This window comes from Thalassospira australica (genome assembly GCF_044790785.1).
GTDB lineage: Bacteria > Pseudomonadota > Alphaproteobacteria > Rhodospirillales > Thalassospiraceae > Thalassospira > Thalassospira australica_A.
Genome location: NZ_CP085258.1, coordinates 1521751 through 1548650 on the forward strand (window position 1 = coordinate 1521751; position 26900 = coordinate 1548650).

The following is a 26900-nucleotide window of genomic DNA, read 5'->3' on the forward strand; positions in this document are numbered from 1 at the left end:
GAATATGGAAAATCAGGTGGTCGACGCGGTAACGCTGGGGCAGTCGGTCATGGCCCATGACATGTCCATGTGGGGCCTGTTCATGCAGGCCGGGATTGTCGTCAAAACGGTGATGATCGGGCTTATGCTCGCATCCGTTTGGGTATGGGCAATTGTTTTTGAAAAACTGGTACGGTTGCGCAAATTGCGCGCCCAGGCCAACACGTTTGAAGAAGCCTTCTGGTCGGGCGGGTCGCTTGAAGACCTGTATGACCGGATCGCCGATCAGCCGCGCGATCCGATGTCGGCGATCTTTGTGTCGGCGATGCGTGAATGGCGACGTTCGAACGCGCGCGGGGTCAAGGGCGAAACAATGCGCGCCCGCCTTCAGCAGCGCCTGGAACGGTCGATGGAAATCACGCTGGGCCGCGAGATGGACCGGGTGGAACGTTATATGACCTTCCTGGCATCTGTCGGCTCGACCGCACCGTTTGTCGGCCTGTTCGGGACGGTATGGGGCATCATGGTATCGTTCCAGTCGATTGCGGCTTCGAAAAATACGTCGCTTGCGGTTGTGGCACCGGGGATTGCCGAGGCATTGCTTGCAACGGCGATGGGCCTTGTCGCGGCTATTCCGGCGGTGGTGGCCTATAACAAGATTTCCAGTGACCTGAACCGGTATGGCAACCGCCTTGAAGCGTTTGTCGACGAGTTCACGTCGATCCTGTCACGCCAGCTTGACGACGCGAGAGACTGATATGGGCGCACAACTCGCATCCGGATCGGGCGGAGGACGCCGCCGCGGTCGCCGCAGCAACCGCCGCCGCGCCATGAGCGACATCAACGTCACCCCGATGGTCGACGTGATGCTTGTTCTGCTGGTGATCTTTATGGTTGCAGCACCTTTGATGACGGTCGGTGTGGAGGTTGACCTGCCTGAAACATCGGCAGCCCCGATGACCGGGCAGGACGAGCCGCTGGTCGTATCGGTCACGGGGGATGGCACCCTTTATATCATGGATAGTGAAGTCGCCCAGGACACGTTGACTGAAAAGCTTTCCGCCATTACCGAGAACAAACGCGATACCCGTATTTTTGTGCGCGGTGACCGGGCAATTGATTATGGTCGTGTGATGGAAGTCATGGGCCTGATCAATGAAGCCGGATTTACCAAGGTCGCGCTGATCGCGGAGCTGCCCAATCAGGGCAAGTAAACCGACATGTTACGCAGTGTTCTGATTTCTCTTGCAGCCCATCTGGCGATCTTTCTGATTGCCTGGTTAGGCTTGCCGGAACTGTTCGAGGAGACGCCGCTGGAACTGCAATCGATTTCGGTCGAGGTGGTGACAGTGGATGAATTCTCGGCGGCACCGACCAAGGCGCAGCCAAAGCCGAAGGCGGAAGAAAAACCAAAACCGGCCCCGAAGCCGGAGCCAAAGCCCGTTCCGAAACCGGAACCCAAACCGGCTCCGAAGCCCGAACCCAAGCCGGAACCGAAGCCTGAGCCCAAGCCGGAGCCGAAACCGGAGCCAAAGCCGGAACCCAAACCTGAGCCGAAACCGGAACCAAAGCCCGTTCCGAAACCGGAAGTAAAAAAAGAGCCGGAACCTGTACCGGAAAAGCCGAAACCCAAACCGGTTGAGGCGAAAAAGCCCGAACCGAAGCCGGAACCCAAGGCCGAGCCGAAGAAACAGCCCGATCCGGAACCGAAGCGCACACTTGCCGATATTCTGAAGGATGTGCGCAAGACTGAGCCGAGCGCACAGCCGACACCGCAGGATACGCCGGAAGAAACGCCGGAGGAAAATGCCAGCGAGGTGGTTGCGACCCGTCTGGATGCGCGTTTGACTATGAGCGAGCTTGACGCCGTCAAAAGACAGGTTGAAGCCTGCTGGAGTCCCCCGGCCGGAGCCAAGGAAGCTGCGAACTTCGCGGTCGAAATTCACGTCAGTGCCAACCCGGACGGTACGGTTCGCCAGGCACGAATTAGCAACTCTGGCGAGATTGGCGGCGACCCGTCACGCCGTGCGATTGCAGAAAGTGCTCTTCGAGCTGTGCAAAATCCACAATGCAGTCCTCTGAAACTGCCGCTGGATAAATACGAAATGTGGCGCACATTCACGTTCAATTTTGACATGCGTGAAATGCTGGGCCTGTAATGAATAAAATTATAAGTCCCTCAAAACGCGTGGAAAATAGCGAGGCAGGATGACCATCAAGACCAATGCATTAAAACGAGATTGGGTAACACGCAGTCTGGCCGGACTGTGTGCCCTGGCCGTTGTTGTTGCTGGCCTGGCCGTTGTATCCTCGGCTCCGGCGCATGCCGAACTCCGTATCGACATCACCCGCGGTGAAGTCAAACCGATGCCGATTGCCGTTACCCGTTTCCCGGGTGAGAGTGTTTCGGAAACCGAAGTCGGTCAGAACATCACATCGGTGATCAGCAATGATCTGGCACGATCGGGCCTGTTTGCGCCAATCGACGAAGACGCCTTTATTCAGAGTGCCAGTTCGCTGGCGGTCAATCCGAACTTTGCCGAGTGGCGCGCGATCAATGCGCAGGCACTCGTCAATGGACGGGTCGTGACCGAACCGAACGGGCTTCTGCGTGTCGAATTCCGCCTTTGGGATGTTCTGGCTGAAAACCAGATGGCGGGTGTGGCCTATCGCACCCAGCCAAACAACTGGCGGCGCATCGCACACAAGATTGCCGACGAGATTTATAAACGCATTACCGGGGAATCGGGTTATTTCGATACCCGTATCGTTTATGTCTCCGAATCGGGCCCGGGTGATAAACGCGTCAAGCGGCTTGCCATCATGGATCAGGACGGTGCGAACCACCGATTCCTGTCGGACGGCAAGTTTCTTGTTCTGAACCCGCGTTTTTCTCCGACGGCCCAGGAAGTGGTTTATATGTCGTACTTCAACGACAAACCACGCGTCTATGTTCTGGATATCGATACCGGCGAGCTTGAATTGCTTGGCGATTTCCCGGGCATGACCTTTGCCCCGCGCTTTGCCCCAGATGGCAATTCCGTGGTGATGTCCCAGGCTTTGGACGGCAATAGTGAAGTCTACGAGCTGGATCTGCGTACGCGTGAAAAACGCCAGTTGACGCGGCATCCTGCAGTTGATACATCGCCGTCATATTCTCCTGATGGTTCGCGTATTACGTTCAACTCGGACCGTAGCGGATCACAGCAACTTTACGTGATGAATGCGGATGGGAGCGGCGTCCAGCGTATCAGTTTCGGTGGTGGTTTGTACGCCACGCCGGTCTGGTCGCCACGCGGTGACCTGATCGCATTCACCAAGTCACAAGGAGGTCGGTTCTATATCGGTGTCATGCGTCCGGATGGCAGTGGAGAGCGGCTTTTGGCCGAGGGCTTCCTTGTCGAAGGCCCGACATGGGCACCGAACGGAAGAGTGTTGATGTATCACCGCCAGCACCCGTCCAGGGACGGGACCAAGGATCGATACCGTTTGTATTCGATCGATTTGACCGGTTATAACGAACGCGAGATCGTTACACCGGCGGATGGATCGGATCCTGCATGGTCGCCCTTGATTCCCTGATATCTCAAGAGTATAGTCATCGCGAAGCACTGAATGCGATTCGCATTAATCGCGGGCATTTTCGGTGTCGCGAGACATGGAAAACACCACAATCGGGCGAATGTGTCCGGTGTTAAGGGGAAAACTTAAATGAAACTTCGGATTCTGAGTGTTTTTGCTGCCGCCGCACTTCTGGCTGCGTGTGAAACTGCACCTGACAGCTCGGCAACCTCTGCCGGCGAAGGTGTCTCGACCACCAATCAGCCGTCTTCCACTTCGAGCGAGCTTTCGGAAAGCAGCCCGGAATGGTTCGCGGTTAATGTTGGCGATCGCGTATTCTTTGGCTTCGACAAATATGACCTGTCGGGCGAAGCACGCCGTACGCTGGAACTTCAGTCTGCATGGCTGAAAAAATACCCGCAGTACAAAGTCGTTGTCGAAGGCCATGCCGACGAACGCGGCACCCGTGAATACAACCTTGCACTGGGTGAGCGTCGCGCAAACTCCGTGAAAGATTACCTCGTTGCCCTGGGCATCGATCCGTCACGTGTCGAAACCATTTCTTATGGTAAAGAACGTCCGGTCGCGCTGGGCCACGACGAAGAAAGCTGGGCTAAAAACCGCCGCTCTGTTTCGGTTATCCGTTAAGCGCGTGCAGGTGAAAGCCTGAATTTCAAGGCGCCTGTTCCGAAAGGGACAGGCGCCTTATTTTTGCCGCCTGAAAATGTTGCAACATTAGCTATTCCTTGATGATACTGGGAATGCAATGTTCGAAATTACGACGAAGGACCCGAAAATGATCCGAGTTGGCCCGAAAACCGGTTATCGAAATGACGCCCCGCCGCCCCGTATGTCGGCCGTCGCGCTTTCACCAACCGTTGGGGGAAAACAGGGGGTGCTACGCCGCCGCCCGGTCGGCTATTTGTCGGTGTTTGCCGTCGCGGCCCTGATGGGAATGACTGTTCTTGGCAGTGCATCGGCATTAGCGCAAGAATCCAATATGACCCGTCAGGTCGAACAACTGCGCAAGGATCTTGACCTGTTGCAGCGTTACGTCTACCGCGAGGGGGTTCCTTCCGGTGGCGTGCCAGATAGTGGCGGCGCAAGTGACGGAAGCCCGGCCGCAGCCCGCCAGCAGGTCCAGATCAACGAGATCGAGCGATCGATAACCCAGCTGACAGGCCAGATCGAAGAATTTGATTTCCGTATTCGCAAGATTGAGGATCGGCTGGAACGTCTGGTTTCCGATGTCGATTTCCGTCTTAGCCAGCTTGAAGGCGGGGCTCCGTCGGCCAGCGGCCAGACGGGGGCGGCACCGTCGGCTGCTGCTGGCGAAGGAGCCGCTGCAAGTGCAACGGCATCAAATGACCGCCCCAATACCGAGGGTACGGGTCAGCGGGTTGATGATCGCGGCACCCAACTGTTTGGTGTCATCGAAAACGAGGGATCACCGCCTGCCGTTCCGTCCGGTCCGGCAAATACGTCGTCGTCTGCACCGGCCCGAACGGCAAGCGCGCCAGCCGGGGGCGGGGTTCTGCCTGACGGGACGCCCGAAGAACAGTATCGTTATGCCTTTGATCTTTTGCGCCGGCAGGATTTCTCTGCGGCTGAAACAGCCCTTGCCGCGTTTGTCAAAAACCATCCGGACAATGCACTGGCCGGGAATGCGCAATACTGGCTTGGCGAAACCTTCTATGTGCGTGAGCAGTATGATCAGGCAGCCGTCGCCTTTACCGAGGGTTTCCAGACATATCCCGACAGCAGCAAGGCGGCTGACAATCTGCTGAAGCTTGGCATGTCGCTGGGTAATCTGGGCAAGAACGAGGATGCCTGCACGACCTTTGGTCATCTGATTTCAAATTTCCCGAATGCGTCGGCGGTTGTTCTGGACCGTGCGCGTCAGGAAAGCAAAAACCGCGGTTGTTCCTGATCGCAGTCTGATGGCAGACCAACCTGAAAATATGATCAATCCTGATCCGGCGTCCGATGGAACCCCATTGGACGCCGTTGTCTTTTCCCATCTGATGAATGCATTCGCCCCGTTCGAGGATCAGCCGAAGATTGCGGTCGCCGTTTCCGGTGGTGCCGACAGCATGGCGCTGGCGTTGCTGGCGTATGAATGGTGCCGGTCCAATGGCGGGGAATTGATCGCGATCACGGTTGATCACGGTTTGCGGGCTGACGCCGCGGACGAGGCCATCTGGGTCGGGCGGCAGCTTCAAAGTCGCGGGATTGCGCATCGCATCCTGCGCTGGGACGGGGCAAAGCCGCAGGGCGGAGTTCAGGATGCCGCGCGCAAGGCGCGATATGACCTGCTTGATCGCGAAATCGGGGCAACGGGAGTGTTGCACCTTCTGGTCGCCCATCACCGCGACGATCAGGCGGAAACCCGTATCATGCGCCAAAACCGCGACAGCGGTGTGATCGGAAGGGCAGGGATGTCTGCACGCCGTTATCTTTGCAATGGTCGTTTATTACGACCGTTGCTTTCGGTATCGAAGGCCGATCTGATTGCAACGCTTCGGGCATATCAGCAGGACTGGCTTGAAGACCCGTCGAACCGCAATGTCCGTTTCGAAAGAGTCCGCATCAGGCAGGCATCAGGCCTTCGGGGTGACAAATCAGCGCCGTCGCCATCGGAAATCGCCGAACGGCAGACCGCCGAACAGGCGATTGCCAGTCTTCTGGCGTCGACGGTTCAGATTGCTGGTTGCGGCATCGCACGCATTGCCTATCCGCGATGGCAGGATATTGGACCTGATGACACAAATGCCTGTTATGCCCTTTATGCAATGGGGCACATCATCCGGGTGGTTGGCGGGGCGGATTATATGCCCGCATTCGATGCCTTGGCATCGGCATTGTCACAATTGCGCGATCAGGACGACGCCCGGATCAGTCTGGGGGGCTGTGTTTTACATCGTCGGCGCAATATTTTGCTGGTTTATCGTGAAGTCGGACGCCTCGACGCGCGACCGGTTCCGGTTGATAGTGTCCTTGTCCGTCACGGTCCGGGGCAGCGCTGGGATAACCGGTTCGTGTTGACTTTTGAGCCGGACGGGGGGGGCGCAACCGCTGATTATGGTGATTTTGAACGGTTTGCGATGGCGCCACTTGCGGCTTGTGATGCGTTTCACACACGGGCATTTCGGGCCGCCATTGGCAAAATCGCGCCATTTATCGATCATTTACCGCGTGCGGCCCTTGCATCCATACCCGCACTTTATGATAAAGAATCCCTTCTTTCCGTTGGCGGGCTTGAGGTTTCAAGCATTTCCGACGTATTATCCGCCGCCGGTTGCAACATGGCCCCGATGGGGGCAGAAAAAGCAACCGGTATGCGATGGCGGTTTGCACCCCCGACACCTTTATGGGAAAGTGGGTTTAAATCGTCGCCGAAACCCGACGTCCTACTTGCGTAAAGGCACCTTATCATTATCTGATGATCAGGCCGTGCGCAGGGCGATTGCGCGTCATGGCGAACACAAATTGCGATCAGTAGCTTGGAATGAATATGGGAAAAAATCTCGCACTGTGGGTTATCATTGCCATCCTTTTGGTGGCTTTGTTTAACCTGTTTCAGTCGCCATCAGGACGAAGCGGCCAGTCGACACTGGCGTTTTCGGACTTCCTGGCCGAAGTTGACAGCGGCCAGATTTCAGAAGTTACGATCCAGGGCAACACTCTTACGGCGCAAACCCGTGATAACCGGACCGTCAGTGTTTACACCCCTGATTATCCGAGCCTTGTCGAACGTCTGAACGACAAGGGCGTTCGTATCATCGCCCAGCCGGAAGAAAGCCTGTCGCCGCTTATGAGTGCGCTGATCAGCTGGTTCCCGATGCTGCTGATTATCGGGGTGTGGATTTTCTTCATGCGCCAGATGCAGGGCGGCGGTGGCAAGGCCATGGGCTTTGGCAAATCAAAGGCCAAGATGCTGACCGAGAAATCCGGTCGCGTTACCTTTGAAGACGTTGCCGGGATCGAGGAAGCCAAGGGCGAGCTTGAAGAAGTCGTCGACTTCCTGCGCGATCCGCAGAAATTCCAGCGCCTTGGCGGTAAAATCCCCAAAGGCATGCTGCTGGTCGGGCCTCCGGGTACGGGTAAAACGTTGCTGGCGCGTGCGATTGCCGGTGAAGCCAACGTTCCGTTCTTTACGATTTCGGGTTCCGATTTCGTGGAAATGTTTGTCGGTGTCGGCGCATCGCGTGTGCGTGACATGTTCGAACAGGGCAAAAAGAACGCACCTTGCATCATCTTCATTGATGAAATCGACGCGGTTGGCCGCCATCGTGGTGCCGGTCTTGGCGGTGGCAACGATGAACGCGAACAGACCCTGAACCAGCTTCTGGTCGAGATGGATGGTTTTGAAGCCAACGAGGGTGTGATCCTTGTGGCGGCAACCAACCGTCCGGACGTTCTGGACCCGGCATTGCTGCGCCCCGGTCGTTTCGACCGTCAGGTCGTTGTGCCGAACCCGGACCTTGAAGGCCGTGAACATATTCTTGGTGTTCATGCCCGCAAGGTTCCGCTGGGGCCGGATGTTGATCTGCGCACTGTTGCGCGCGGTACGCCGGGCTTCTCGGGGGCGGATCTGGCGAACCTTGTCAACGAGGCAGCGCTTCTGGCAGCCCGTCTTGGCAAGCGCGTTGTTACGATGGCCGATTTCGAGAATGCGAAGGACAAGGTGATGATGGGGGCGGAACGCCGTTCCATGATCATGACCGATGACGAGAAAAAGCTGACGGCCTATCATGAAGCCGGTCATGCGCTTGTCGCGCTGCATACCCCGGCATCCGATCCGATCCACAAGGCCACCATCATTCCGCGCGGTCGTGCGCTGGGCATGGTGATGCGTCTGCCGGAACGCGATCAGATTTCCAAGTCCTATGAGCAACTGATTTCCGATCTTGCGGTTGCCATGGGTGGCCGCGTTGCCGAGGAAATCATTTTTGGCAAGGACAAGGTCACGACGGGTGCGTCTTCGGACATCAATATGGTGACGCAATATGCGCGCAAGATGGTGACCGAATGGGGCTTCTCCGATCTTCTTGGCAACGTCAAATATGTTGATAACCAGGAAGAAGTCTTCCTGGGGCATAGCGTTGCCCAGCACAAGAACGTATCGGAAAAAACCGCCCAGCTGATCGATGAGGAAGTGCGTCGTTATTCGGACGAGGCGTATGTTTTCGCCAAGCGGGTTCTGACCGAGCATCTTGACGATCTGCATGTTCTGGCCAAGGGGCTTCTGGAATACGAAACCCTTTCGGGCAAGGAAATCGATGCGCTTCTGCGTGGCGAGGAAATCAACCGTGCGGGTCACTCCAACAATAGTGGCAAGGATGCGACGGGCGGCGGACGCCGTTCGACCGTGCCGACCACCGGTGGAGCGCGCAAGGAAAACCCGGGTGAAGGTAGCGGGGACCTGTCCCCCGAGCCACAACCGGGCAGCTAACTGAAAGAGACTGATGGACAAGATCGAAGGATCGGTCCTGCGAAGCCCCGCCGATGTGCGGGGCTTTGCCGATTTTGACGGACCGTTATATTACGCACCTACCGGTTTCATCGACCATGCCGATGATCCCAATACTTTACCGTTGGCCGGATCGCGCCGCGGGTTTTCCGCCCTTGAAATCATCCGTCGTCGCGAAGGCGGCGGGGCCGAAAGCATGATCCTGCCGTTGCTGGCCCTTGAAGGCTGGGTTCAGAATTCGGGGCGGGTTGATGAAATCAATGACGTTCTGAACCGTCTGACGACAAAGCGGGCGGATTTTGCCGGGCTTGATATGGCGTCCTGCCATGTGATGGGCATTGTCAATGTCACGCCGGACAGCTTTTCGGATGGTGGCGATTACAACACCACCGATCAGGCGATTGCGCGTGCGCGCGATTTGGCCGCACAGGGGGCATCCATCCTTGATATTGGCGGGGAATCGACCCGTCCGGGGGCGGAAACCGTTTCCGAGGCCGACGAGATCGCCCGTGTTGTTCCGGTGATCCGTGCCTTGGCCGATGACGGCCATTGCGTTTCCATCGATACCCGCCATGCCGCGGTGATGGACGCCGCGATTGAGGCCGGGGCCGCGATCATCAATGACGTGACCGGGCTTGAGGGAGATGACCGGTCGATGGAGGTGGCGGCGGCATCGGGCAAGCCGGTCATATTGATGCATATGCAGGGCGAACCGGGCACGATGCAGGAAAACCCGCAATATGATTGTGCGGTTCTGGATGTGTATGACTATCTGCTCGACCGGATCGAAAGTTGCGAACGGGCCGGGATACCGCGTGATCGCATTTGCGTCGATCCGGGCATCGGATTTGGCAAGTCGCTGTCGCATAATCTTGAACTGCTGTCGCGTCTGGCGATTTTCCATGGTCTGGGTTGCCCGGTTTTGCTGGGCACGTCACGCAAGTCGTTCATCGGCAAAATCGATCCGGCAGCGTCCCCCAAGGAACGTCTGGGCGGGTCGATTGCATCGGCGGTCAATGGCTGGCGTCACGGGGTTCAGATGATCCGTGTGCATGATGTGCAAGAGACGGTTCAGTCCATTTCGGTTACGACGGCCACGTCCATGGTATAGCTTTCTTCGACTGTCAATCTATGGATGTATAGATTGACGGTTGTCACCAACGATTTATAAAAGGCCTGCAGTTTTGTGTACTTTCGGGTGCCGGGGCTGCGGGCCTTTTTCTTGGTATGGGGAATCTGGCAATTTCTGACAGATTGTGCTTGGGGCTTGCGGATTTTCCCCAATCACCACATACCATTATAGATAAAACTAAATGCGATCATGAAGGTCGCGCGAATGGTTGGTTCTGAGCAAACAGTGAAGGCGAAGTTGAATGAACGGACACAGCGCGCGCGTGCGCGTTGAACAGCCGCAAAAGGCTGCGGGTCAGGAAACGATGGCGACTTGTGTTTTCGTGGTCGAGGATAATACCGATCTTAATCGGGATTTGTGCGAATACCTCGAGATGTGCGGGTTTGATGTTGTCGGTTGTGAAACCGGCGCAGCGTTTCATCGCGCCCTGAAATCCCAAACACCGGCTGCGGTGATCCTTGATATCATGTTGCCCGATACCGACGGGTACGAGCTGGCCAAATATGCGCGCGCCAATCTTGATTGCGGCATCATGATGCTGACCTCGCTTGCGGGGATGGATCATCATTTAACGGGGTATAAATCCGGTGCCGATGTTTACCTGACCAAGGACAGCCCCCTTTCGGTGATCGAAGCCGCGTTGCGCCCGTTATTGCGCCGGGTTGGCAAGGGCGAGAACGAGGCAGACGCCGAACTTGAGGCACCGGCCCGCGAAGGGCGCTGGACGCTTGATATGCTGAACTGGACGCTTGGCAATTCCGATGGCAATTCGACGACCTTGACGGCGACCGAACGCACGATTGTGCAGTTGCTGGTCGAAGCCAACGGGGCGTGGCTGACGCGCCCGGAAATCGTCATGGCACTGGGCAAGGCCGATACGGCCGAAAATTGCCGCAATCTTGATACGGCAATCCGGCGTGTCCGCCAGAAGGTGCTTCGCGAAGTTGGCGAAGAATTGCCAATCAGGACCGCATATGGCCGCGGATATGCCTTTACGTCCTCTGCCGTTATTGTCGGTGTGTCCGCCGAAAGCGCCTGAGAGAGGCTGCGATTATCTAATCGGCGAATGATTGATCGATCTCGTCACAGGGCAGAAGCAGACAAAGTTCAACACCATCCGGACCCTTGTCGCGCATTCTGATCGATCCGCCATGTGCATCGACGATGCGCTGGGAAATATGCAGCCCGAGTGCGCTTTGCAGTGATGCTGCCTCAACCTCGCGGCGGAACAGGGCATCGCTGATGCGGCGGATTTCATCGCTGTTCAAATCCTGTCCGTGATACGGGATATCGATTTCAACAAGCCAGTCACTGTTGGGCCGTGCCGTTACATGAATGGGCGCACCAAGGGCATATCGCCGTGCCGTTTCGATCAGATTGGTGATGGCAAGGCCGACAAGCGTGATATCGACATAGGTTTCCAGATGTTCGGTGCCGACGCATTCAAGGGTGATTTCGGCATCGGGGCGTGACGTGTTCGATACGAAATCGGCCAGCAGGCGATTGACCGGCACCAGTTCGCGCGCCAATGCAAAATCGTTGTCATCAATGCCGTCCTTGTTCAGGAAAATATCGACCAGACGCGATAATTTCCGGGCCTGATCCTGAATGCGTTGCAAACGGTCGGTAATATCGATATGGGCTTCGCGCAGCCGCAAGGACAGCATTTCAGATGATCTTTGAATAACGGCAAGCGGGGTCCGGAATTCGTGCGACAGCATCGAAATCAGTTTGCGCTGTTCACCGACAAGCGACGTTGTCGCCGTGGCGACCTTGATGGCGTCGATACGTTCCTTTTCGATCCTTGACAGGCGAAACCCCATGAGCAGGCCCATGGCACACATATGGAAAAGCAGCGTGAATTGATGCAGCCCCAGTCTGGCGGGGGTTGCGGCAATCAATCCGGCATGGGTGATCTGCAAAAGGACCCCCGCCGCCGTCGGGACCGCAATCACAACGAAATATATCCAGAGTAACCATTCTGTCGGGGCACGGATGATCCGATAGGCCAGAACACCGCATAATGTCGTCAGAACTGCGGCATGCAGGGGCACGACATAGGTGCCATACAATGCATAAAGATCGGTGGTTGCGGTGAATATGAAGGCGACTGACAGCCCGCAATAGATTTTGACGATCCGTGCGAGCACCACATTCTGTTTGTTCAGATCAAGAATGTAGAACCACAGGAAAACAGTCGCAGCCGCCCCCAGTGCGTTGGAGACACCAACAATCAGATCATTGGCATAGGGCCATTCGGGTTGAACAATCGACAGGACAAGACCGTTGACCGATGACGCCAGCGTACCGATCAGAAGCACGCAAAAGCCATATGTCGCAACCGCCCGATCCCGCGCAAGCCCCCCCAGAAGGATATAGACAGTCCCCAGCATCAGGATGATTCCGAAATAGATGCTAAGCCCGGCATCACGCAGCGTCAGACTGGAAACAAGCTGATCGGTTGGCCAGATTCTGGCGATCAGAAACTGGGTGCTGTTCGATTTGGTGCGAATAAAAAGCGTGTAGTCCCCCGGTTCGAGTTGGGGGATGCGATCAACATGATGACTGCCGCGTGTTGGCCGCTGGCTGGCAGGGATGTGATCGCCCATATGGCTTTGCCATAAATGGCGTGATGTACCCTGCCTGATCAGATAGGCATCGATGAAATTCATATAGCCGGGCTGAATTTCAAGGTGCAGGGGTTCTTGCAATCCTTCGGGGACCGAAAGCTGCAACCGGTACCAGACAGTGTCGCCGGTATAGCCAAAGCTGGGAATGCCTTGGCTTGGTGTGAAATTCCCGACCGGCATATTCAGGACATCATCAAGTGTCAGGTCGTTTGTCCGGTCTTCCAGCCACAGCACATGGTCATGCAGGTTAACCGGGCCAGAAATATCCGGAAGAAGCGTTAACGGTCCGTTTTCCGTAGCCTTGCCCTGTATCGGGACAAGGACTGCGCACAACATGACGACCAATGCCAGCGGCACCAGATGAAACAGTCCGAATTTGCGCATATGGTTCTGAGTGATCATGACGGGGTTCCTGTGATGGAACCCGGCATGGCAGGCGGATCAAGATCGCTGGTTTGGGCGGCTTCGATATTATTGTTGGTCAGTTCACGATCATAGGGCAGGCGAATCAGAACGGTTGTACCGCCTTTTTCACCAACGCTGATTGTCATGCGGCCGCGATGGGCGCTGATGATGCGGTTGGTGATATGCAGGCCCAGGCCGACACCATGCGTGCTGCCCGATGTGTTGCCACGGTAAAATGCCTCGGAAACCATTGCCAGGTCGTCTTGCGAAATCCCCGGCCCGTTGTCGGTAACGCGGATATAGACATAACCGTCGCTTCGATGGGTAAAGCCGATGCGGACACTGGCGTCCGGGGCGTATTTCCGGGCGTTTTCAATCAGGTTGCTTAGTGCGCGTTCAATCAGGGTCCTGTCGATCATGGCAACGGTAAAATCCGTATCGCTTAGATCGATATCGTGATCGGGCGTCTCTCGCTGGCGCCGTTTGACCAGATCGTTCAGAAACGAGGCCAGGATGGTCGGTCTGGGCGAGATATGGAAATTGGTACTATCGAGCGTTTCCTTGGTCAGGAAAACATTGACCAGTTCGGATAGCTGGGATGCATGCCCGCGAATGGTCGATATGCGGCTTGTCACGGCTTCTGGTGCATCGCTGCGCATATGCAGGGAAACCATTTCTGCCGCACGCTGGATAATGGCCAGCGGGGTTCGGAATTCGTGCGACAGCATGGTGATGAATTCACGCTGCTCGTCGGCGAGCTGGTTGGCGCGTGCGCTGTTGCGATAGGCGGCAACGCGCTGATTTGCCAGATCATGGGTTCGGCAGGCCATCGCAATGCCAAGCAGCAGCAAATGCACAAGGGACGCCAACTGATAACAGTTGAGTGTAAAATCATTGGCCGGGACAAGGCCCAGCAACATCAGCATATAAATGATCGCCGCCGCGGCCGGGATGCCCAGCGCCAGAGCATATATCCGAAGCCGTTGCATCCCCGGCTTTGCCCAGCCGTAATAGACCAGATATCCCAGAAGAGCCAGCAACACACCGATTTGCGGCAGGAAGAAGATTTGTACGAAGTAAATATAAAGATGGCCAAGTGCGGTCAGGGAACCCAGACAGGCAATGATCGCGTACCCCATCAGGGCCCGAAATGCGGTGCGATTATGCCGTTCAAGTTCAATGATATACAGCCACATCGCAACACTGGTACCAATCGAAAGCGCGGTACCGGTTCCGGTAATGGCATCGCTTGCCAGTTGCCACGTGCCGGAAAACAGCAATTGGGCATAACCCGACGTGCCGACAGTTGCCGTGAAAAGGGCAAAAATATAAAGCCCGTACCAGATGATGGCCCGGTCGCGGCTCAGCAGACCCAGTGTGAAATAGACCATGAACCCGATCAGAAGCACGCCAAGATAAAGGCCATACAGGAAGGTATCCTGCACGTTTTCATCTATAAGCACCGTGTCGGTCTTGAGCCGCGCCCCCAGAAGCTGTGCGCTGTTGGTTGAGACGCCAATCACCAGCCAGTATTTACCGGCGGGAAGTTCGGGCCATGCACTTAGATGCAGCCGTCCACGGGCTTCGGTTTCATTGCGCGCAATATGGTCGCCAACCACGTCATGCCACACAAGGATGCGTGTCTCGTCATCGATCATCGTCAGATCGACCTTGTTCAGATAGGCGGGCGAAATTTCAAGATAACGGTTCTGGTCAATCGGTTCGGTGCCTGCTTCTGTCACCCGGACCGGCATCCGGTACCAGACGGTTTCCGGTGTATAACCGGCACCGGACGATCCGATAAGCGGTGTGAAGTTATCGGGCGCCAGGGCTGCGACATCGGCCGGCGTCCTGATCGGTTCTTTGGTCGCCAGACGTTCAATTAACGGGCGAAGGTCGATGTCATTGCGCTCTTTGGAGCGATCTTCGGAATAGGTCCCGATGACAAGCTCATGAGCACCGGAATGGGCGAGGGCGGGGCGGGTCATGAAAATCATCGAAATGATGATCAGTATTGCGATCCCTGCAAGATATCCCGCGCGGTAACCGACTTTCCGCAAAATGCCCCCAAATCCGGATCGTTCAAACGTTTCACGTTCTAGATACCGGGTTTTACGGCCAAGGTCATGGCTTTTATAAGCGAAGCATGAAGGATGGGGTTAACGGATCGGTTGCTTATGAGGGGTATAATCGGTCACTTGCCGGTAGCATTGCGCGGACACTTTGATATAACCAGCAGTCAGGAAAAATAACCGGTGCATGAATGTGCCGGAATGGAAGCAGAGAAGACGAGCATGAGCCGTAAATATTTCGGGACCGACGGTATCCGCGGAACCGCCAATACCGCCCCCATGACAGCCGAGGTCGCGCTTAAGGTCGGGATGGCCGCAGGGCATTATTTCACCCGTGGCGATCATCGTCATCGTGTGGTGATTGGCAAGGATACCCGTTTGTCGGGCTATATGCTTGAACCGGCTTTGGTGGCCGGTTTTACGTCGATGGGCATGGATGTGATGCTGGTGGGGCCGATGCCGACCCCGGCGGTCGCCATGCTGACCAAATCCATGCGGGCCGATATCGGTGTGATGATTTCGGCGTCCCACAACCCGTTTCAGGATAACGGGATCAAGCTTTTTGGCCCGGATGGTTTCAAGCTGTCCGACGAGGTCGAACTTGAAATCGAAGCCATGATGGACAGTGATATGTCCGCCCTTCTGGTTGCTGCGGACAAGCTTGGCCGTGCGCAGCGCATTGATGATGCGCCGGGACGCTATATCGAGGCGGTCAAATCGTCGCTGCCGTCTTCCGTGACGCTCGAGGGGCTCAAGATCGTTCTGGATTGTGCCAATGGGGCGGCCTATTCCGTGGCCCCCAAGGTTTTGCGCGAACTGGGTGCGGATGTTATCGAAGTCGGCACCCGGCCCAACGGCCTTAACATCAATGCCGAATGCGGTTCCACCCACACCGAAACCATGTGCGAGCGTGTGCTGGCCGAAAAGGCCGATGTGGGGATTGCCCTGGATGGTGATGCCGACCGGGTTCAGATGTGTGATGAAAAGGGCCAGCTGATCGATGGGGATCAGTTGATGGGCCTTGTCACCACGCATTGGAAACGCACCGGGCAGTTGCGGGGTAACGCGCTGGTGGCGACCGTGATGTCGAACCTTGGGCTTGAACGTTATCTTGAAAGCAACGGGTTGCGCCTGATCCGTACCAAGGTCGGGGATCGTTATGTTGTCGAACAGATGCGCGCCCTTGATTGCAATGTCGGCGGGGAACAGTCCGGTCATATCGTGCTGTCGGATTTTGCTTCGACCGGGGATGGATTGCTGGCGTCCCTTCAGGTTCTGGCGGTTCTGGCCGATCGCGATGGCCCGGTTTCGGAAGTCAGCCGTGTGTTTGATCCGTTGCCGCAGATCCTTAAGAATGTGCGGTATGCGGCGGGTTCCGATCCGCTGTCACACAGCAGTGTGGTCGATGCGATTTCCAGTGCCGAGCGGGCCTTTGACGGGGATGGTCGTGTTCTGATCCGTAAATCGGGGACCGAGCCGCTGATCCGCGTGATGGCCGAAGGGGACGACGCGATCAAGGTTGAACAGATTGTTGATGGCATTGTTGCCGAAATCATGGCTGTTGCAGGTTAACGCAGCGGCACTATCTTGAAGCGAATATCAGAAGTGCTTGGAGGTCGATCATGAAAGGTCGCGTCTTGATCATTGCCGGTTCGGATTGTTCCGGCGGGGCCGGAATTCAGGCCGACATCAAATCCGTGACCGTTCTGGGCGGATATGCGGCAACGGCGATTACGGCGCTGACGGTGCAGAATACCACCGGTGTTTTTGATGTGCTGGGCATTGATCCGAAACTGATCGTCCATCAGGCCGAAGTCACGATTGATGATATCGGGGCCGATGCGATCAAGACCGGTATGCTCCATAGCGTGCCGGTGATCGAAGCGGTTGCAAAATTCATCCGGGACAAAGCCGCCGATATTCCGGTTATTGTCGATCCGGTGATGATATCGCAAAGCGGATCGCGGTTGTTGAATGAAGATGCGGTTGATGCCCTGATCAAAAACATGGTGCCGCTGGCGACCGTCCTGACGCCCAATATTCCCGAGGCCGAAGTGCTTTCGGGGATGAAAATCACTGATGAGGGCGACATGATCGAAGCCGCCCGCAAGATCGGTGAACTGGGTGCCAAGGCGGTGCTGGTCAAGGGCGGCCATGCCGACGGCGAGCGGATTGTTGATATCCTGTGGCGCCATGATGGCGACATCGAAGGGTTTGAGGCAGATCGTATTCCGTCGGAAAACAATCATGGTACGGGATGCTCGCTTGCCAGTGCGATTGCCACGGGGCTTTCGCAGGGCATGGGATTGAGCGATTCGGTGGCGCGCGCGAGGGCATTTGTGCGCGAAGCGATCCGCACCGCACCTGATTATGGCAAGGGGAATGGTCCGCTTAATCACGCCCACCCCGTTACCGGCGAGTAAGGGGACGGGGTTTCGTGCAGGAAAACAATGCCATGCCGGGAACCTCTTTTTTCCATCAGGCGCGCAATAATGCGTGGTCCAATCATCGGTTGCTGACGGTCTGTTCCAGACTGTCAGATGCCGAACTGAACGCCGAACGCACGTCATTCTTTCCAACGATCCTGCGAACGCTTAATCATATTCTGATTATCGACTGGTATTACATCGATGCCCTTTTTGCCGGCGGGCGCGGGCGTGACTGTTTTGCTGATGAAAACCCGTTTTCCGATATCGCGGCACTTTCCGATGCCCAGCGTGACAGTGATCAAACATTGCTGAAATTCTGCGAAAAACTGTCGGATGCCGATGCGACCCGATTGGTGGCACTTGATCGCGGCCAGGGGAAGGTTGCGCATGAAACGGCGGGTGCGGTTTTATCCCATCTTTTCGTGCATCAGACCCATCATCGCGGGCAGGTGCATGCGATGTTGAGCGGCACATCGCAAAAGCCGCCGCAACTTGACGAATATCATCTTGATTGTGATGCCGAATTTCGCGGCACCGATTTTCACGACCTTGGCTGGGACGGCGTATGAAATTCAGACTGACGGATCGCACCAAACGGCGTCTTTTTCTGGTTGCGGTCACCGCACTGGTTGTTGCCGCGATTGCCGATGGATCGCGCCGTTTCGTGGCCGATCTGATCTGGACGGATGATGCTGCCCCTTGGGAAAAGGTCACGGCGGTTTATTATCCCGACACGCAGAAACAGACCGATATCCGTATTTCGGATGCACGGTTTGATGACGTTGCCGAATGCCGGGCGCATATCGGCAAACTTTCATCGGAAAATGGCGACCCGGACCTTAAAAAGGGACGATATGAATGTGCCATCGGGTTTTACCGCGATGGTACGGGCGAGGGCAGCTATCGCCTGATTGTCCAGTAGGTCTAAAGCACGTACCACAGCAGGCCGGGCAGGGCGATGGCGGCAAGGAAGCTGGAGCTGATGACAACACCGGCGACTTCTTCGGGTTCGCGGTTGTAAAGCTGTGCGAACAGATAGCAGAATACCGCGACCGGCATCGAACATTGCAGGATCACGACCCCGCGTTCAATCCCGGTAAGCCCCATGACTTCGGAAAGCCCAACGCCCACGGCAAAGCCCATCGCAAGGCGCAGCATGCTGAGTGCTGTGCTGCGTGCGAGGCTGACCGGGCGCAGGCGGGCAAGCGACACGCCCAATGTAAACAGCATTAACGGAATGGTGAGCTGCCCGATCAGGTTGGTCGTGTTGTAAAGCCATGCGGGGACTTCGGTATCGGTGGCAAGGAAGCCGGTTGCAATCAGGGTTGCCGGAATGATCGGCATCTTGATGATCGATTGAAGCGAGAAACTGCCAGAAACGAACGCGACCCCGATGGTCAGTTGCAAGACCACATAAACTGCAAAAAATGCAACCGAGAGCGCCAGACCATCCTGCCCATAGGCCAGCATGCAAAGCGGCAGGCCGACATTGCCGACATTCGGCCAGGCCAGCGATTGCAGATAGGTCCGCGGAGACAGTTTGAAAATCTTGAGGATCGGCCAGCCGATCAGGACGAAAATGATATTGGCGGCAAGGGCCGCCGTGCCCATCGATATCAGCGCATTTGCCCCCAGATCGACTGTCGCCAGGGCGGCAAAGGTCAGGCAGGGGGTAGCAAAATAGGTGACGATGGATGTCACCAGTCCCGTATCGAAATGCCTGCCGGACCGCGCCCAGATATAACCAAGACCTGCGGTTATGAAAACCGGTGCAAGAACGGCAAAGATATCGGCAAACATGAAATTCAGTATCCCCAAACGATCTGGCCCAACCGACCGTCGGTGAAATTGTCATGACCGGCAGTCAGGGGGCAAGCGAATAATGGTAATACCACTTGGTTTTCCACATCGCGGTATGGCTGCGTGATTCCGGTGGGGGAAAACTTGTCATTACCGATGCGAATGGTGCATGGTGGCGTGATATCGGCCTGAATGGATACAGTCACAAAGATAAAGACCCCGGCATGAGTCCCAGAAAATACGATTTCGTTCACCGCCATTTCATCGATCCCGCACCGCGCTGGCGCGATCTGCGCAATCCCGTGCCTGCGGTTTTTCTGGACCGTGACGGGGTGGTGAATGAAGAAGTGCATTATCTGTCAAAGATTGAGGATCTTGCCCTGATTCCCGGAATCGCAAGTGCGATCAGACAGCTTAACGATGCCGGTATTCCGGTGGTGATCGTGACCAACCAGTCGGCGGTGGCGCGGGGCCATCTGACCGAGGCGGGCCTGCGTGACCTGCATGAGGCGATGATTGCGATGCTGGCGCGCGCGGGGGCATCGGTGCAGGGGATTTATTATTCGCCCTATCACCCCGACGGGATTGAGGATTATCGCCGCGAAAGCACGTGTCGCAAACCCGGCCCGGCCATGATCCTTGCCGCGGCAGAGGATTTTGCGATTTCGCTGGCGGACAGCGTTCTGATCGGGGATCGCATCAATGATATTCGTGCCGGACGTGCGGCGGGAACCCATGCGGTGATCGTTCGGACCGGGCACGGTGCAAAGGAAACAACCTGGCCCGAGGCGGCAGAGGCCGACTTTATTGCCGATGATTTGCAGGCGGCCGTATCGGAATTATTCGCGCGCGGTGTTCTGGCGCGTTAGAAGATCACAACGCGCACCAGGTTTTCCACATATCCCGACAGGCTTCTTCAAGCTCGCGCGCGGTGGCCGCGCCGTTCATGGCCTTGCTGTTTTTCATCCGGTCGCGCATGCCTGCGCGAATGGTGGTAAGGGCGTTGATATCCTGTGTCAGAAGAACCGCCTTTTCGACGTAACCCTTTTGCGTTTCCGCCGCCAGCGCATCCAGCCCGATATCGGATAACAGGCAAAGCCCTGCGCGTGATGCCGGTGTTTCACCCGCCATCGTGACAAACGGAATACCGTGCCACAGCATAGCGAAATACCGCGCGATATCGATCATCGGGAACGGGGCGAGGCCGATATCGATCCGGGCATAAAGATCAGGGCGATCATCGGGACTGACTGCCCCGATCAGATTGACACGATCATTATGCAAACCGGCCTGTCGCAACCGGTCGAGCATCGTCTTTTTCGCAAACGAGTCACCCAGAACATCATCCTGTACGACAAGACGGCTGCCCTTGACCTTGTTCAGGATACGGGCAAAGCAGTTAAGGCTGGCATCGCTGATATTGGCGAGATGATCGAAACAGCCAAAGGTAATGCCTTCGTCAATTGCGGCGGGAAGCAGGCTGAGCGGGGCGGCATCATCCGCTTCGGCAAAGGCGAACGGTCCCGATCCCAGATGTTGCACATTTTCACAAAACAGTTTGTTTTCTGCCGGTTTGGCCGGGATCGCGCGATGATGAACAAGGATATAATCCATCTGGCTGATGCCAGTGGTCATTGGCGCGATGCTGGCCTGAACCGGGGCGGCGCGATGGGCAAAAACCGTGATCGGTTGATTTGCGACCGGGCCGGTCAGGTCAAGCAGGATATCAATCCGGTCCTTGCGGATGCGCTCAGCAATCTGAAGCGGGCTTTGGCCGTAAACCTCGCGCCAGCCATCGGCCATGACCTGCCATGATCGAGTGGTTTGATCCGGGCGCGGGGTAGCCGAATACAGAAACAGTTCGACCTCGTTGCGGTTAAGGTGCCGGGCGACACCTGATAGCAGGGTAAAGGACGGATGTTCGCAGAAATGCGGTGACAGCCACCCGATGCGAAGCCGTTTATCAACCTGTTTGCTGTTGGTGAATTTCGGTTCGGGCAATGCTGGCATGTGGCTTCGCGCCCATTGGCGGGCCTGTTTAAGGTATTCGACGCCGCCGATATCGGGCAGCTTGGCAACGGCGGCCAGAAGAGCGGTATGGGCATCCGTATTTGCCGGGTGTTTTTCCACCAGTATTGTCAGTTCGGCAATCGCACTTGCGATATCGCCGCACCGCAATTCGATATCGGCGATTTCAAGATCGATTTCGATCCTGCCTTTGGCAAGGCGTTTGGCGGTTTTAAGGATCGCAACCGCCTTGGCGTAATCGCCCTGTGCTGATAGTGCGCGGCCCAAACCGTGCAGGGCAGGGACATGACGGGGATCGATGCTGAGCGCGCGTTGATACAGGTTTTGCGCCATGCCGGGATACCCAAGGCGCAGAGAAACATCGCCGACACGGCAAATCATGTTTGGCGTAATTCCGGCTGCTTCGGCGGCCCGGTCAAGCGACGCCAGGGCGGCTTCTTCCTGCTCGAGGGCGTGCAATGCCTCGCCAAACAGCAGAAGACCTTCGTAATGATCGGGTTTCAGACCCAGCAACCGGCCCAGAAGGTCCACCGTCTGGCCGATATGGCCGCGCGGCATTTCAAGGCGCGCAAGATGATAAAGGGCAGTCGGGAAATCGCCGTGATAGCTGATGGCCTGGCGGAACTCGTCAATCGCCCGGTCGATCTGCCCGGTATGTTCCAGTGCGATGGCAAAATTGCATCGCACGGCCGGATTGGCACCAAGGCGCGGCAGGCAGCTGTCAAACAGTTCAAGCGCCTCGCGGTGGCGGTCAAGCCCGGTCAGAAGGGTCGCCAGCAGATGTTCGACTTCTGGATTGCCGGGCGACAGTGACAATGCGCGCCGGTATATCTTTTCAGCTTCGTCAGGACGGTTGCCTTCATGCGCGCTCAACCCGCGCCTGAGCAGAGTCTTGAGATCGGCCGACATCGATATGCTTTACCTCGTAAGATGGGCAGTCCTGATCGCTGCCATACTGACAAGCATGCAGAAAAAGGAACGTTCTGTCATTGCTTTAAAGCATTTCATTCTTTGGTCAAAAGGAATGATCGGGTTGGAAAACAGATAAAAAAAACCCCGAGCCTGCGATGCAGGCCGGGGCGAGAATGGGAGTGGGAGAATCGCCTGGCGGCGATAATCACCTGTTAAGATATGGATTACGGTCGAGGTCGTCGCCTATCTAATGGGATAGGATTTTGGGTCTTTGGTGTAGGTTGGGGATGTGAAGGTAGTGGAATTCCCGGACCTTAACCCGATGCTTGAAAGTGCTGCCTTTGGAATGGCGGCTATCTTTCAGGTAGCATTCGTTCCATATGGCGCAAAAACACGAAATTTTCGGGCAAAAAACTGTCATTGGGCGCGAAGACTGTGCTAGAACCCCTAAATATGTGACAATGATAAATACCCCGCGAAGATAGAGAGGTTCGACCATGCCGGAATATCGGTCCCGTACAACCACCCATGGCCGCAATATGGCCGGTGCGCGCGGCCTTTGGCGCGCCACGGGCATGAAGGATGAAGATTTTGACAAGCCGATCATTGCGGTCGTCAACAGTTTCACCCAGTTCGTGCCCGGTCACGTCCACCTGAAAGACCTTGGTCAGATGGTGGCCCGTGAAATCGAAGCCGCCGGTGGTGTTGCCAAGGAATTCAATACCATTGCGGTTGATGACGGTATCGCGATGGGCCATGACGGCATGCTTTACAGCCTGCCGTCGCGTGAAATCATTGCGGATTCCGTCGAATATATGGTCAATGCCCATTGCGCCGATGCGATGGTCTGCATTTCCAATTGTGACAAGATCACGCCGGGCATGTTGATGGCCGCCATGCGCCTTAACGTTCCGGCGGTGTTCGTTTCCGGTGGCCCGATGGAGGCCGGGAAGGTCACCATCGATGGCAAGGAACGTCATCTTGACCTTGTTGATGCGATGGTCGAAGCCGCCGATCCGAACATTTCGGACGAACAGGTTGCGGTTGTCGAACGGTCCGCATGCCCGACCTGCGGTTCGTGTTCCGGCATGTTTACCGCCAATTCGATGAACTGTCTGGCCGAGGCGCTTGGCCTTGCCCTGCCGGGGAATGGCTCGGTTCTGGCGACGCATGCCGCGCGTCAGGAACTGTTCCTTGAAGCGGCCCGCACGTCGGTCAAGCTGGCGCGGCGTTACTACGAGGAAGAAGACGTTACCGCGACCCCGCGTGGCATCGCGACGTTCAAGGCGTTTGAAAACGCCATGGCGCTTGATATCGCGATGGGTGGTTCGACCAATACGGTTCTGCATCTGCTGGCGATTGCGCGCGAGGCCGAGGTCGATTTTACCATGAGCGATATGGATCGTCTGTCGCGCCAGATCCCGCACCTGTCGAAGGTTGCGCCCTCGCATCCGCTGTATCACATGGAAGACGTCCATCGTGCCGGCGGTATCATGCGTATTCTGGGCGAACTTGAACGCGGTGGGTTGCTGCATACCGATGTGCCGACGGTGCATAGCAAAACCATGGCCGATGCCCTTGAAAAATGGGACATCCGGCGCACCAAGAACGAAGCAGTGCATAAATTCTTCCGGGCCATGCCGGGCGGCATCCCGACGCAGACGGCGTTCAGTCAGGAACGGTATTGGGATGACCTTGATCTGGACGAAAAAGAAGGCTGCATCCGCGATATCGAACATGCATACAGCAAAGATGGCGGTCTGGCGGTTCTGTTTGGCAATATGGCGGTTAATGGCTGTATCGTTAAAACCGCCGGTGTCGATGCCAGCATCCTGAAATTCACCGGTCCGGCCGTGATCTGCGAAAGTCAGGACGAGGCGGTTGCCAAGGTTCTGGGCGGCGAGGTCAAGGAAGGCGATGTTGTCATCATCCGGTATGAAGGTCCCAAAGGTGGTCCGGGCATGCAGGAAATGCTGTATCCGACCAGCTATCTGAAATCGATGGGGCTGGGCAAGGCCTGTGCGCTTGTCACCGATGGTCGTTTTTCGGGCGGGACGTCGGGTCTTTCGATTGGTCACGTATCGCCGGAAGCGGCGGCAGGTGGCGACATTGCCCTGATCGAGCCGGGCGATATCATCGAAATCGATATTCCGAACCGTTCGATCAAAATTGCGGTCGATGATGCGGTTCTGGCGGCACGTCGTCAGGAAATGGAAGCCAAGGGCAAGGATGCCTGGAAACCGGCCAAACCGCGCAAACGCAAGGTTACCACAGCCCTTCGTGCCTATGCCGCGCTTGCGACCAGTGCCGATCAGGGTGCGGTTCGCGATGTGACGCAGGTCGAATTTTAAATCGTCCAGATCATAACATCCAGAAAGCCGCCCGGTTCGTCGGGCGGCTTTTTTGTTTTGGCAGGGTAAATGATCAGGGTTTGCGCAAGGTGCCCAAACCGTGCAAAAGGCTGTGGCCAAGGTTTGGCAGGGCGTTGGCGATTGCCTGCACGGCAAAACCGATAAACAGAACGCCGGTTGCGCGCACGATCCAGATTTCATGGCGTTGATAGGCCCGGCGCAAAACGCCAAGCCCGACAAGCCAGATCAGGATCAGATCGGCGACGAGAAACCCGACGGCAGAGGCCAGCAACAGCCCCGTCATGCTGTCCCAGCCAAGCGACGCGGCATCCTGTGCCAGGAGGGCTGTGAACATCGCGACCGCGACCGGATATCCCTTTGGGTTGGTGATCCCGAAAATGATGCCGCGCCGCCACGGATGGCGAACCGTGATGGCAACCGCGCCATCGACCTTGCGCTTGGCGGTGACGGCCCGGATACCAAGCCAGAATAGATAGACCCCGCAAATCATCGCCAGAACATCAAACACCATCGGATCAAGGACGCGGGACCCGATGATCGCCACCAGCGCCAAACCCGCCCACATGATATCCCCGGCAAAATGCCCGAACAGAAAACCGGCACTTGCCCGGCGGCCCTGTGCGGCACCAATGCCCAGCATCGCCAAGAAGGCCGGGCCGGGTGTCAGGGTATAGATGGCGGCAGCGACCATCGCCCCGATCAGCATTGATATTTCCATGGTTGTTTCATCCCGAATGTATTTTTGTCGGCGATGCTAGCACAGCTTCAGACAGCACCCCCCGCCAAAATAACTGGCGGGGGGTGCTGGGGCAGGGTGACTAATCCCGCCGGGAGATTATTGCTGAATTACGCCAGTACACGATCAAGCGGTACATAGTCGTACCCAAGGTCACGTGCGACGGCCTCATAGGTGATGCGTCCTTCGTGAACGTTTAGTCCTGCGGCCAGGTGTGGGTCGTCCTGACAGGCTTTTTTCCAGCCCTTGTCGGCAAGGGCAAGGGTGAAGGGAAGGGTCGCGTTGTTGAGCGCAAAGGTCGATGTGCGGGCAACGGCACCGGGCATGTTGGCGACGCAGTAATGAACCACGTCATCGACAATATAGGTCGGATCGGCGTGGGTGGTGGCTTTGGATGTTTCAAAGCAGCCACCCTGATCAATCGCGACATCGACAATCACCGAGCCCGGCTTCATTTTCGAAAGCTGGTCCCGGCGGATCAGTTTCGGTGCAGCCGCACCGGGGATCAGAACCGCCCCGACAACCATGTCGGCATCATAGACCAGTGCCTCGGTATCATCGATGGTGGCATATTGCGTTTTGATGCGCGGGCCAAACACATCGTCAATATAGGTCAGGCGTTTGACATTCTTGTCGAGAATGATGACATCCGCCCCCATGCCTGCGGCGATGCGTGCGGCATTGGTGCCGACGACACCGCCGCCGATCACAACCACCTTGGCCGGGGCAACGCCGGGCACACCGCCGAGCAATACGCCACGCCCGCCATTGGCCTTTTGCAGGGCTGCGGCGCCGACTTGCGGGGCCATGCGACCGGCAACTTCGGACATCGGGGCCAGCAACGGCAGGCCGCCATTTTTATCGGTCACGGTTTCATAGGCGATGGCAGTCACACCGGATTTGACCAGACCCGCAGTCTGTTCGGGGTCGGGGGCCAGATGAAGATAGGTAAACAGCAGTTGCCCCTCGCGGAGCTGCTCGTATTCGACTTTCTGCGGTTCCTTGACCTTTACCACCATTTCGGATTTGGCAAAGATTTCGGCCGCGGTATCGACGATCTTTGCGCCGGCTGCGAGGTAATCATCGTTGCTGCAACCGATACCGGCACCAGCATTGGTTTCGATGATGACGTCATGCCCGTGTGCCGTGACTTCACGCACGGAACTCGGGGTCAGGCCGACGCGATATTCATGGTTTTTGATTTCTTTCGGAATGCCAATCAGCATTGTTTCTCTCCCGGACAAACGTGTCAGAAATGACGGGTTTTCCCGTTTTTAGTTGTCCGTGCAGGATACCCGAAAATTGTGGCAATTTCCCTTCAATCATCGGTGAGTTTGATGGTATTAATGCTATATAATTTTAAAAAACAAG

At 56.5% G+C, this 26900-nt stretch carries 22 protein-coding genes; 16 read left to right on the forward strand and 6 right to left on the reverse strand.

Annotation, left to right across the window (positions count from 1 at the left end; all coding sequences use genetic code 11):
• Window positions 1-4: 4 nt before the first annotated feature.
• The 10 genes from tolQ (at window position 5) to LG297_RS07340 (ending at window position 11184) form a co-directional block, all read left to right on the forward strand.
• Complete coding sequence (gene tolQ, locus LG297_RS07295; RefSeq protein WP_404426265.1) at window positions 5-736, forward strand: protein TolQ; 732 nt, start codon at window positions 5-7, stop codon at window positions 734-736.
• Window position 737: 1 nt separating this feature from the next.
• Window positions 738-1193, forward strand: a complete 456-nt coding sequence (gene tolR, locus LG297_RS07300) for a protein TolR (protein ID WP_404426266.1) — start codon at window positions 738-740, stop codon at window positions 1191-1193.
• 6 nt (window positions 1194-1199) lie between these two features.
• Window positions 1200-2138: an energy transducer TonB gene (locus LG297_RS07305; protein WP_404426267.1), complete on the forward strand. Its 939-nt coding sequence runs from the start codon at window positions 1200-1202 to the stop codon at window positions 2136-2138.
• A gap of 49 nt (window positions 2139-2187) precedes the next feature.
• The gene (gene tolB, locus LG297_RS07310) at window positions 2188-3561 is read left to right on the forward strand and encodes a Tol-Pal system beta propeller repeat protein TolB (protein WP_404426268.1); all 1374 of its coding nucleotides are present in this window, start codon (window positions 2188-2190) and stop codon (window positions 3559-3561) included.
• A gap of 129 nt (window positions 3562-3690) precedes the next feature.
• Window positions 3691-4188, forward strand: a complete 498-nt coding sequence (pal, locus tag LG297_RS07315) for a peptidoglycan-associated lipoprotein Pal (RefSeq protein WP_404426269.1) — start codon at window positions 3691-3693, stop codon at window positions 4186-4188.
• A gap of 148 nt (window positions 4189-4336) precedes the next feature.
• On the forward strand, window positions 4337-5470 hold the full coding sequence (gene ybgF / locus LG297_RS07320) for a tol-pal system protein YbgF (RefSeq protein WP_404426270.1): 1134 nt from the start codon (window positions 4337-4339) through the stop codon (window positions 5468-5470).
• A gap of 10 nt (window positions 5471-5480) precedes the next feature.
• Window positions 5481-6962, forward strand: a complete 1482-nt coding sequence (gene tilS / locus LG297_RS07325) for a tRNA lysidine(34) synthetase TilS (RefSeq protein WP_404426271.1) — start codon at window positions 5481-5483, stop codon at window positions 6960-6962.
• An 86-nt stretch (window positions 6963-7048) separates the two neighbouring features.
• Window positions 7049-8995, forward strand: a complete 1947-nt coding sequence (gene ftsH / locus LG297_RS07330) for an ATP-dependent zinc metalloprotease FtsH (RefSeq protein ID WP_404426272.1) — start codon at window positions 7049-7051, stop codon at window positions 8993-8995.
• 13 nt (window positions 8996-9008) lie between these two features.
• The gene (gene folP, locus LG297_RS07335) at window positions 9009-10124 is read left to right on the forward strand and encodes a dihydropteroate synthase (protein WP_404426273.1); all 1116 of its coding nucleotides are present in this window, start codon (window positions 9009-9011) and stop codon (window positions 10122-10124) included.
• 262 nt (window positions 10125-10386) lie between these two features.
• Window positions 10387-11184 (forward strand): response regulator transcription factor, encoded by a 798-nt coding sequence (locus tag LG297_RS07340; protein ID WP_404426274.1) that lies wholly within the window; start codon window positions 10387-10389, stop codon window positions 11182-11184.
• Window positions 11185-11200: 16 nt separating this feature from the next.
• Here the strand turns inward: LG297_RS07340 and LG297_RS07345 are convergent, their stop codons facing one another.
• Window positions 11201-13177, reverse strand: coding sequence for a 7TM-DISM domain-containing protein (locus LG297_RS07345; RefSeq protein ID WP_404426275.1), 1977 nt, complete (start codon window positions 13175-13177; stop codon window positions 11201-11203).
• Window positions 13174-15168, reverse strand: coding sequence for an ATP-binding protein (locus tag LG297_RS07350; RefSeq protein ID WP_404426276.1), 1995 nt, complete (start codon window positions 15166-15168; stop codon window positions 13174-13176). The genes LG297_RS07345 and LG297_RS07350 overlap by 4 nt, the downstream gene beginning before the upstream one ends.
• Window positions 15169-15474: 306 nt before the next feature.
• Here LG297_RS07350 and glmM point away from each other — a divergent pair, with 306 nt between their 5' ends.
• From glmM to LG297_RS07370, 4 genes are read left to right on the forward strand one after another with little or no spacing between them, the layout of a single operon-like run.
• Window positions 15475-16824: a phosphoglucosamine mutase gene (gene glmM / locus LG297_RS07355; protein WP_404426277.1), complete on the forward strand. Its 1350-nt coding sequence runs from the start codon at window positions 15475-15477 to the stop codon at window positions 16822-16824.
• A gap of 50 nt (window positions 16825-16874) precedes the next feature.
• Window positions 16875-17675, forward strand: coding sequence for a bifunctional hydroxymethylpyrimidine kinase/phosphomethylpyrimidine kinase (gene thiD / locus LG297_RS07360; protein WP_404426278.1), 801 nt, complete (start codon window positions 16875-16877; stop codon window positions 17673-17675).
• A gap of 32 nt (window positions 17676-17707) precedes the next feature.
• The gene (locus tag LG297_RS07365; RefSeq protein WP_404426279.1) at window positions 17708-18250 is read left to right on the forward strand and encodes a DinB family protein; all 543 of its coding nucleotides are present in this window, start codon (window positions 17708-17710) and stop codon (window positions 18248-18250) included.
• On the forward strand, window positions 18247-18603 hold the full coding sequence (locus LG297_RS07370) for a hypothetical protein (protein ID WP_404426280.1): 357 nt from the start codon (window positions 18247-18249) through the stop codon (window positions 18601-18603). The genes LG297_RS07365 and LG297_RS07370 overlap by 4 nt, the downstream gene beginning before the upstream one ends.
• A 2-nt stretch (window positions 18604-18605) precedes the next feature.
• On the opposite strand, the gene LG297_RS07375 is transcribed toward LG297_RS07370, so the two are convergent.
• The gene (locus tag LG297_RS07375) at window positions 18606-19481 is read right to left on the reverse strand and encodes an AEC family transporter (protein ID WP_404426281.1); all 876 of its coding nucleotides are present in this window, start codon (window positions 19479-19481) and stop codon (window positions 18606-18608) included.
• A gap of 224 nt (window positions 19482-19705) precedes the next feature.
• On the opposite strand from LG297_RS07375, the gene LG297_RS07380 reads away from it, so the two are divergent.
• Window positions 19706-20350, forward strand: a complete 645-nt coding sequence (locus tag LG297_RS07380; protein ID WP_404426282.1) for a D-glycero-alpha-D-manno-heptose-1,7-bisphosphate 7-phosphatase — start codon at window positions 19706-19708, stop codon at window positions 20348-20350.
• Window positions 20351-20354: 4 nt separating this feature from the next.
• Here the strand turns inward: LG297_RS07380 and LG297_RS07385 are convergent, their stop codons facing one another.
• Entirely contained in the window at window positions 20355-22418 is a 2064-nt protein-coding gene (locus LG297_RS07385; protein WP_404426283.1) for a tetratricopeptide repeat protein, read from the reverse strand.
• A gap of 500 nt (window positions 22419-22918) precedes the next feature.
• On the opposite strand from LG297_RS07385, the gene ilvD reads away from it, so the two are divergent.
• Entirely contained in the window at window positions 22919-24772 is a 1854-nt protein-coding gene (gene ilvD, locus LG297_RS07390) for a dihydroxy-acid dehydratase (RefSeq protein ID WP_404426284.1), read from the forward strand.
• Window positions 24773-24845: 73 nt separating this feature from the next.
• Here ilvD and LG297_RS07395 read toward each other — a convergent pair whose 3' ends face one another.
• On the reverse strand, window positions 24846-25511 hold the full coding sequence (locus LG297_RS07395; RefSeq protein WP_404426285.1) for a LysE family translocator: 666 nt from the start codon (window positions 25509-25511) through the stop codon (window positions 24846-24848).
• Window positions 25512-25639: 128 nt separating this feature from the next.
• Window positions 25640-26755 carry an alanine dehydrogenase gene (ald, locus tag LG297_RS07400; protein ID WP_404426286.1) on the reverse strand — a complete coding sequence of 372 codons (1116 nt, stop codon included), beginning with the start codon at window positions 26753-26755 and terminating at the stop codon, window positions 25640-25642.
• Window positions 26756-26900: the final 145 nt, after the last annotated feature.

Coding starts and splice junctions, on each gene's coding strand:
- LG297_RS07365 (WP_404426279.1), top strand. CDS start 17,708: ATGCCGGGAACCTCTTTTTTCCATCAGGCGCGCAATAATGCGTGGTCC.
- LG297_RS07345 (WP_404426275.1), bottom strand. CDS start 13,177: ATGATCACTCAGAACCATATGCGCAAATTCGGACTGTTTCATCTGGTG.
- tolB (WP_404426268.1), top strand. CDS start 2,188: ATGACCATCAAGACCAATGCATTAAAACGAGATTGGGTAACACGCAGT.
- ilvD (WP_404426284.1), top strand. CDS start 22,919: ATGCCGGAATATCGGTCCCGTACAACCACCCATGGCCGCAATATGGCC.
- folP (WP_404426273.1), top strand. CDS start 9,009: ATGGACAAGATCGAAGGATCGGTCCTGCGAAGCCCCGCCGATGTGCGG.
- LG297_RS07380 (WP_404426282.1), top strand. CDS start 19,706: ATGAGTCCCAGAAAATACGATTTCGTTCACCGCCATTTCATCGATCCC.
- LG297_RS07395 (WP_404426285.1), bottom strand. CDS start 25,511: ATGGAAATATCAATGCTGATCGGGGCGATGGTCGCTGCCGCCATCTAT.
- thiD (WP_404426278.1), top strand. CDS start 16,875: ATGAAAGGTCGCGTCTTGATCATTGCCGGTTCGGATTGTTCCGGCGGG.
- LG297_RS07370 (WP_404426280.1), top strand. CDS start 18,247: ATGAAATTCAGACTGACGGATCGCACCAAACGGCGTCTTTTTCTGGTT.
- LG297_RS07375 (WP_404426281.1), bottom strand. CDS start 19,481: ATGTTTGCCGATATCTTTGCCGTTCTTGCACCGGTTTTCATAACCGCA.
- LG297_RS07350 (WP_404426276.1), bottom strand. CDS start 15,168: ATGACCCGCCCCGCCCTCGCCCATTCCGGTGCTCATGAGCTTGTCATC.
- tolQ (WP_404426265.1), top strand. CDS start 5: ATGGAAAATCAGGTGGTCGACGCGGTAACGCTGGGGCAGTCGGTCATG.
- tolR (WP_404426266.1), top strand. CDS start 738: ATGGGCGCACAACTCGCATCCGGATCGGGCGGAGGACGCCGCCGCGGT.
- ybgF (WP_404426270.1), top strand. CDS start 4,337: ATGATCCGAGTTGGCCCGAAAACCGGTTATCGAAATGACGCCCCGCCG.
- tilS (WP_404426271.1), top strand. CDS start 5,481: ATGGCAGACCAACCTGAAAATATGATCAATCCTGATCCGGCGTCCGAT.
- pal (WP_404426269.1), top strand. CDS start 3,691: ATGAAACTTCGGATTCTGAGTGTTTTTGCTGCCGCCGCACTTCTGGCT.
- glmM (WP_404426277.1), top strand. CDS start 15,475: ATGAGCCGTAAATATTTCGGGACCGACGGTATCCGCGGAACCGCCAAT.
- LG297_RS07385 (WP_404426283.1), bottom strand. CDS start 22,418: ATGTCGGCCGATCTCAAGACTCTGCTCAGGCGCGGGTTGAGCGCGCAT.
- ald (WP_404426286.1), bottom strand. CDS start 26,755: ATGCTGATTGGCATTCCGAAAGAAATCAAAAACCATGAATATCGCGTC.
- ftsH (WP_404426272.1), top strand. CDS start 7,049: ATGAATATGGGAAAAAATCTCGCACTGTGGGTTATCATTGCCATCCTT.
- LG297_RS07340 (WP_404426274.1), top strand. CDS start 10,387: ATGAACGGACACAGCGCGCGCGTGCGCGTTGAACAGCCGCAAAAGGCT.
- LG297_RS07305 (WP_404426267.1), top strand. CDS start 1,200: ATGTTACGCAGTGTTCTGATTTCTCTTGCAGCCCATCTGGCGATCTTT.